This is a genomic window from Acidovorax sp. SRI_002, from assembly GCF_057586455.1.
Window position 1 is genome coordinate 21,350 of sequence record NZ_JBYCZW010000013.1, and the last position, 6,221, is coordinate 27,570.

12 protein-coding genes are annotated in these 6,221 nt (G+C 58.7%); all 12 read right to left on the bottom strand.

The window, feature by feature from the left end; genetic code table 11:
- Window positions 1-17 precede the first annotated feature (17 nt).
- Entirely contained in the window at window positions 18-527 is a 510-nt protein-coding gene (locus AC2YJX_RS26035) for a peroxiredoxin (protein WP_055394989.1), read from the bottom strand.
- A gap of 258 nt (window positions 528-785) precedes the next feature.
- Window positions 786-1,055 carry a 30S ribosomal protein S17 gene (gene rpsQ, locus AC2YJX_RS26040; protein WP_055394987.1) on the bottom strand — a complete coding sequence of 90 codons (270 nt, stop codon included), beginning with the start codon at window positions 1,053-1,055 and terminating at the stop codon, window positions 786-788.
- A 9-nt stretch (window positions 1,056-1,064) separates the two neighbouring features.
- Complete coding sequence (gene rpmC, locus AC2YJX_RS26045; protein WP_055394985.1) at window positions 1,065-1,259, bottom strand: 50S ribosomal protein L29; 195 nt, start codon at window positions 1,257-1,259, stop codon at window positions 1,065-1,067.
- A gap of 16 nt (window positions 1,260-1,275) precedes the next feature.
- Window positions 1,276-1,692, bottom strand: coding sequence for a 50S ribosomal protein L16 (rplP, locus tag AC2YJX_RS26050; RefSeq protein WP_015012190.1), 417 nt, complete (start codon window positions 1,690-1,692; stop codon window positions 1,276-1,278).
- 2 nt (window positions 1,693-1,694) lie between these two features.
- Window positions 1,695-2,576 carry a 30S ribosomal protein S3 gene (gene rpsC, locus AC2YJX_RS26055; RefSeq protein WP_487257703.1) on the bottom strand — a complete coding sequence of 294 codons (882 nt, stop codon included), beginning with the start codon at window positions 2,574-2,576 and terminating at the stop codon, window positions 1,695-1,697.
- A gap of 15 nt (window positions 2,577-2,591) precedes the next feature.
- On the bottom strand, window positions 2,592-2,924 hold the full coding sequence (rplV, locus tag AC2YJX_RS26060; protein WP_007847806.1) for a 50S ribosomal protein L22: 333 nt from the start codon (window positions 2,922-2,924) through the stop codon (window positions 2,592-2,594).
- A gap of 9 nt (window positions 2,925-2,933) precedes the next feature.
- The gene (gene rpsS, locus AC2YJX_RS26065) at window positions 2,934-3,209 is read right to left on the bottom strand and encodes a 30S ribosomal protein S19 (protein ID WP_010467177.1); all 276 of its coding nucleotides are present in this window, start codon (window positions 3,207-3,209) and stop codon (window positions 2,934-2,936) included.
- A gap of 10 nt (window positions 3,210-3,219) precedes the next feature.
- The gene (rplB, locus tag AC2YJX_RS26070; protein WP_010467175.1) at window positions 3,220-4,044 is read right to left on the bottom strand and encodes a 50S ribosomal protein L2; all 825 of its coding nucleotides are present in this window, start codon (window positions 4,042-4,044) and stop codon (window positions 3,220-3,222) included.
- 2 nt (window positions 4,045-4,046) lie between these two features.
- On the bottom strand, window positions 4,047-4,361 hold the full coding sequence (gene rplW / locus AC2YJX_RS26075) for a 50S ribosomal protein L23 (RefSeq protein WP_010467173.1): 315 nt from the start codon (window positions 4,359-4,361) through the stop codon (window positions 4,047-4,049).
- Window positions 4,358-4,978 carry a 50S ribosomal protein L4 gene (rplD, locus tag AC2YJX_RS26080; protein ID WP_008906425.1) on the bottom strand — a complete coding sequence of 207 codons (621 nt, stop codon included), beginning with the start codon at window positions 4,976-4,978 and terminating at the stop codon, window positions 4,358-4,360. The genes rplW and rplD overlap by 4 nt, the downstream gene beginning before the upstream one ends.
- On the bottom strand, window positions 4,978-5,652 hold the full coding sequence (gene rplC, locus AC2YJX_RS26085; RefSeq protein ID WP_055394981.1) for a 50S ribosomal protein L3: 675 nt from the start codon (window positions 5,650-5,652) through the stop codon (window positions 4,978-4,980). The genes rplD and rplC overlap by 1 nt, the downstream gene beginning before the upstream one ends.
- 232 nt (window positions 5,653-5,884) lie before the next feature.
- Window positions 5,885-6,196: a 30S ribosomal protein S10 gene (gene rpsJ / locus AC2YJX_RS26090; RefSeq protein WP_005796953.1), complete on the bottom strand. Its 312-nt coding sequence runs from the start codon at window positions 6,194-6,196 to the stop codon at window positions 5,885-5,887.
- Window positions 6,197-6,221: the final 25 nt, after the last annotated feature.

Genomic DNA, 6,221 nt, shown 5'->3' on the forward strand with positions numbered 1-6,221 from the left:
GCCGGTTAACGCCGAACTCAAGCCTTTTGGGCTTGCTGGAGCAGCGTGTCAGCGTCGCTCACTTCAAATTTGCCCGGGGCTTCCACGTTGAGGGTGACCACCTTGCCGTCGCGCACCAGCATCGAATAGCGGTTGCTGCGCAGACCCAGGCCCTTGCCCGTCAGATCCAGCGTCAGACCGGTGGCCTTGGCGAAAGTGGCGTCGCCGTCGCCCAACATGCGGACCTTGCCATCGGTCTTCTGGTCACGTGCCCATGCGCCCATGACAAAGGCGTCGTTCACGCTCACGCACCAGATCTCATCCACACCAGCGGCCTTGAACTCGGCGGCCTTTTCCACATAGCCTGGCACATGCTTGGCCGAGCAGGTGGGCGTAAACGCTCCGGGCAATGCAAACAGGGCAATCGTCTTGCCAGCCGTAGCCTTGTCTACAGGCACAGGGTTCGGGCCGATGCTGCAGCCTTCGCCCTCGACTTCCGAATATTCCATGAGCGTGCTGGCGGGCAGGGTGTCACCGACTTTGATCATTGTTATCTCCTTGGGATGGTGGAATGGATAGCGGGATGAATGGGATTGGATACGCGAAGTGCCCCGCGCCGCCAACACAACATGACGTGCGCAAAACAAGGCTCAGACAAGCGACTCACACCAAAGCGAGTTGATGCCGCATCCCGATTTGCCTGAGTCCTAAAAAAGTGGTCCACAAAGCAAAACGACCCACATTGTGGGTCGTTTTGAAAGGCTTTGCCGTCCGGGGTCTTGACCCCGGGGCAATGGGATGCTGATTTACAGCAGACCGGCCTTTTGCACCAAGCGGGTAGCCACCCAGTTCTTGGTCTTGGAGAGCGGACGGCTTTCGGTAATTTCGATCACGTCGCCCAGCTTGTACTCGCCATTCTCATCATGGGCGTGGTACTTGCTCGACTTCGCAACGATCTTGCCGTAGAGCTCGTGCTTCACACGGCGCTCGACCAGCACGGTCACAGTCTTTTGACGCTTGTCGCTGACCACCTTGCCAACCAAGGTGCGCTTGAGGGATTTTTTAGGTTCCGTCATGTGGGCTCCTTACTTGGCGGCTTGCTTTTCAGCAAGAATGGTCTTTGCACGGGCGATATCGCGGCGGGTGGTGCGCAGCGTGTTGGTGTTAGCCAATTGCTGCGTAGCCTTTTGCATGCGCAGGCCGAAGTGGGCCTTTTGCAGCGCCTTGATTTCGGCTTCGATACCGGCGACGTCTTTTTGGCGAAGTTCAGTAGTCTTCATTGCTTGTTCTCCTGAATTAAGCGCCAAGGTGACGACTGACAAACGTGGTGCGCAGCGGCAGCTTGGCTGCAGCCAGGCGGAACGCTTCGCGGGCCAGTTCTTCAGGCACACCGACGATCTCGAAAACGATCTTGCCGGGCTGGATTTCGGCCACGTAGTACTCGGGGTTGCCCTTACCGTTACCCATACGCACTTCTGCGGGCTTGGTAGAGATTGGCTTGTCCGGGAACACGCGGATCCAGATACGGCCGCCACGCTTGACGTGACGGGAAATCGCACGGCGTGCAGCTTCGATCTGGCGGGCCGTGAGACGGCCACGATCGGTGCACTTCAGACCGAAATCACCGAACGCAACGGAGGCACCCCGCGTTGCGACACCGGTATTACGGCCCTTTTGCTCCTTGCGGTACTTGCGGCGAGCAGGTTGCAGCATACTTATTCTCCTTTTCCGTCCGCTGCTGTAGCGGGCGCGGCGACTTTGCGTACGCGCTTAACGGCGGTGTTATCAGCGCCACCAGCTTCCACTGGCTTGTCGCTGCCGTCGGCCGGAGCGGTGTTACCACCGACTGGACGACGTGGGCCACGGCCTGCGCCTGGACGATCGCCATTTGGGCGGCCGTCACGGCGTGGACCGCGTGGGCGGCGTTCTTCGTCTGGACGTGGAGTTTCCACGGCAGGCAGGTCGTTTCGACCCAGCGTATCGCCCTTGTAGACCCAGACCTTGACGCCGATCACACCGTAGGTGGTCTTGGCTTCAGAGGTACCGTAGTCGATGTCGGCGCGCAGCGTGTGAAGTGGCACGCGGCCTTCACGGTACCACTCGCAACGAGCGATTTCGATACCGTTCAGACGACCGGACGACATGATCTTGATGCCCTGGGCACCCAGACGCATGGCGTTCTGCATGGCACGCTTCATGGCGCGGCGGAACATGATCCGCTTTTCGAGCTGTTGCGTGATGCTGTCGGCGATCAGCTTGGCATCGATTTCGGGCTTGCGCACTTCTTCGATGTTGACAGCCACTGGCACACCCAGGCGCAGAGCGAGTTCCTTCTTGAGGTTCTCGATGTCTTCACCCTTCTTGCCGATCACCACACCAGGACGTGCCGAGTAAATGGTGATGCGGGCGTTCTTGGCTGGACGCTCGATCAGGATGCGCGACACAGCCGCGTTCTTCAACTTGGCCTTCAGGTACTCACGCACCTTGATGTCTTCGGCCAACATGCCCGCGAAGTCGCGGTTGCTGGCGTACCAACGGCTGGACCAGTTGCGGCTGACCGCAAGGCGGAAGCCGGTAGGATGGATTTTTTGTCCCATAGTCTTCCCGAGCCTTTAGTTGCCAACCGTCACGTACACATGGCACGTGGGCTTGCTGATGCGGTTGCCGCGGCCTTTGGCGCGCGCGGTGAAGCGCTTGAGCGTGGTGCCTTGTTCGACGTAGATGGTCTTGACCTTCAGTTCGTCGATGTCAGCGCCATCGTTGTGTTCGGCATTGGCGATAGCCGACTCCAGAACTTTCTTGACGATTCCCGCAGCTTTTTTCTGCGTGAAGTTCAGGATGTTCAGAGCCTGGTCCACCTTCTTGCCGCGGATCAGGTCAGCGACCAGACGGCCCTTGTCGACCGACAGACGGACGCCCCGGAGGACTGCACGTGTTTCAGACATGGTCGTTCCTTACTTCTTCGCTTTTTTGTCAGCGGGGTGACCCTTGAAGGTGCGCGTCAGGGCGAATTCGCCCAGCTTGTGGCCCACCATCTGGTCGGTGACATAGACAGGTACGTGCTGCTTGCCGTTGTGCACGGCAATGGTCAGACCGATGAACTCGGGCAGAACCATGGAGCGACGCGACCAGGTCTTGACTGGTTTCTTGTCCTTGGTGGCAACGGCCTTTTCGACCTTGGCCAGCAAGTGATGGTCAACAAATGGACCCTTTTTAAGAGAGCGAGTCATCTGTTACCCCTTACTTCTTGCGACGCGACACGATCATGATCTGTGTGCGCTTGTTGTTACGGGTGCGATAACCCTTGGTCAGATTGCCCCAAGGATCGACTGCATGGCGGCCTTCGCCGGTGCGGCCTTCGCCACCACCGTGAGGGTGATCCACAGGGTTCATGGCCACGCCGCGAACCGTAGGACGAATACCCATCCAGCGCTTCACACCGGCCTTGCCCAGTTGGCGCAGGCTGTGCTCTTCGTTGGCCACTTCACCAATGGTGGCGCGGCATTCGATGTGGATCTTGCGCACTTCGCCGGAGCGCATACGCACTTGAGCGTAAACGCCTTCACGGGCCAGCAGCGTTGCCGAAGCACCAGCCGAGCGGGCGATCTGAGCACCGGCACCGGGCTTGAGCTCGATGCAGTGGATGGTCGAACCCACGGGGATGTTGCGGATAGGCAGCGTGTTGCCAGCGCGGATCGGGGCTTCCGAACCGGACAGCAGGGTTGCGCCCACTTCCAGGTTGCGGGGAGCGATGATGTAGCGGCGCTCGCCGTCGGCATAGCACACCAGAGCGATGTGGGCCGTACGGTTGGGGTCGTACTCAATGCGCTCAACCTTGGCCGGAATGCCGTCCTTGTTGCGCTTGAAGTCCACCACACGGTAGTGGTGCTTGTGGCCACCGCCCTTGTGGCGGGTGGTGATGTGACCGTTGTTGTTACGACCGGCCTTCTGGAATTGTGGCTCCAGCAGGGGGGCGTACGCTTCACCCTTGTACAGGTGGTCACGCGTGACCTTCACCACGGCACGTTGGCCGGGCGAAGTGGGTTTCATCTTGATGACAGCCATGATTACGCGGCCTCCCCGGAGAGGTTCAGCTCTTGACCTGGTTGCAGCGTGACGTATGCCTTGCGAACGTTGTCGCGGCGGCCGATGGTCTTGCCAAAACGCTTGGTCTTGCCTTTGGTGTTCACCACAGAGACGCCCTTGACCTCGACCTTGAACATCAATTCCACAGCGGCCTTGATTTCTGGCTTGGTTGCGTTCTGCAGCACCTTGAACGTCACAGCATTGGACTTTTCAGCAACCATGGTGGCCTTTTCGGACACGATGGGAGCGACCAGCACTTGCATCAGACGACCTTCGTCAAACTTGAGTGTGCTCATGCGAACATCTCCTTGAGTTTGTCGATTGCACCCTTGGTGACGAGCACTTTCTTGAAACGCACCAGCGACACGGGATCGGCGTAACGGGGCTCAACGACGAGCACGTTCACCAGATTGCGCGAAGCCAGGTACAGGTTTTCGTCCACTTCGTCGGCAATCACCATCACCGATTGCAGGTTCATCGCCTTGAACTTGTCGGCCAGGACCTTGGTCTTGGGGGAGTCAAGCTTCAGCGAGTCGACCACAGCCAGACGACCTTCGCGGGCCAGCTGCGACAAGATGGCAGACATACCGGCGCGGTACATCTTCTTGTTGATCTTCTGCGTGAAATTTTCGTCAGGCATGTTCGGGAAAATCCGACCGCCCCCACGCCACAGTGGCGAGGAAGTCATACCTGCACGTGCGTTACCCGTACCCTTTTGCTTGAAAGGCTTCTTGGTCGAGTGACGGACTTGCTCGCGGTCCTTCTGGGCGCGAGTGCCTTGGCGTGCATTGGCCTGGTAGGCCACGACGATCTGGTGCACCAGATCTTCGTTGTATTCACGACCGAACACGGTTTCAGGAACATCCAGCTTGGACGCGCCTTGGCCTTGGTCATTCAGGAGTTCGAGCTGCATTAGTTCGCTCCTTTGGAAGATTTGGCCTTGACCGCTGGACGCACCGTCACGAACCCACCCTTGGAGCCCGGAATAGCGCCCTTGATCAAGAGCAGTTGACGCGCTTCGTCGATGCGGATGACATCGAGGTTTTGCGTGGTCTTGGTGACATCGCCGAGGTGGCCCGTCATGCGCTTGCCGGGGAACACGCGACCGGGGTCTTGTGCCATACCGATCGAGCCAGGCACATTGTGCGAACGGCTGTTACCGTGCGACGCGCGCTGCGAGCTCATGTTGTGACGCTTGATGGTACCGGCGTAACCCTTACCGATGGAAGTGCCTTGCACATCGACCTTCTGGCCCACGGCAAACACATCGGTTACGGGCACAGCTGCACCTGCGGCATATTTGCCAGCGGTATCAGCAGTGACGCGGAATTCCTGGATGATTTCACCGGCTTCCACACCTGCCTTGGCAAGGTGGCCGGCTTCTGGCTTGGTCACGCGCGATGCTTTGCGCGAACCAAACGTGACCTGCAAGGCCACGTAGCCATCGTTCTCTTGGGTTTTGACCTGGGTAACGCGGTTGTTGGACACATCCACCACCGTGACAGGCACTGCGTCCCCATCATCGGTGAACAGACGCATCATGCCCACTTTGCGACCCAGCAACCCGAGGGAGTTGCTCAGACTCATTGGTTTTCTCCAAAACTCTCACCGCCACAACTTCAATTGGCTGCAGCGTTTCCGCAAGCTCTCGCCCGCGTGTATGAAAGAAGGTTAATAAAACTCCGCCAATGCACACCTTTTAACAGGCGCAAATTGAGCGAAGCCCTAAAGTATAACGCGAACTGCTTTTTCAAGCAAGTTCGCGTTATTTCAGACACTGCAAGGTGGGCGGACCCACCTCACAACGGCCGCCGCTACATCACTGCAGCTTGATTTCGACGTCCACGCCAGCAGGCAGGTCGAGCTTCATCAGGGCGTCAACGGTCTTGTCCGTTGGGTCCACGATGTCCATCAGACGCTGGTGCGTGCGGATTTCGAGCTGGTCGCGGCTGGTCTTGTTGACGTGCGGCGAGCGCAGGATGTCGAAACGCTTCATGCGTGTCGGCAGGGGCACGGGGCCCTTGACGATGGCGCCGGTGCGCTTGGCGGTGTCAACGATCTCGGCAGCGGACTGGTCGATCAGCTTGTAGTCAAACGCCTTCAGGCGGATGCGGATTTTTTGCTTGGACATGGCAAGTTCCTTGTTCTGCTTATGG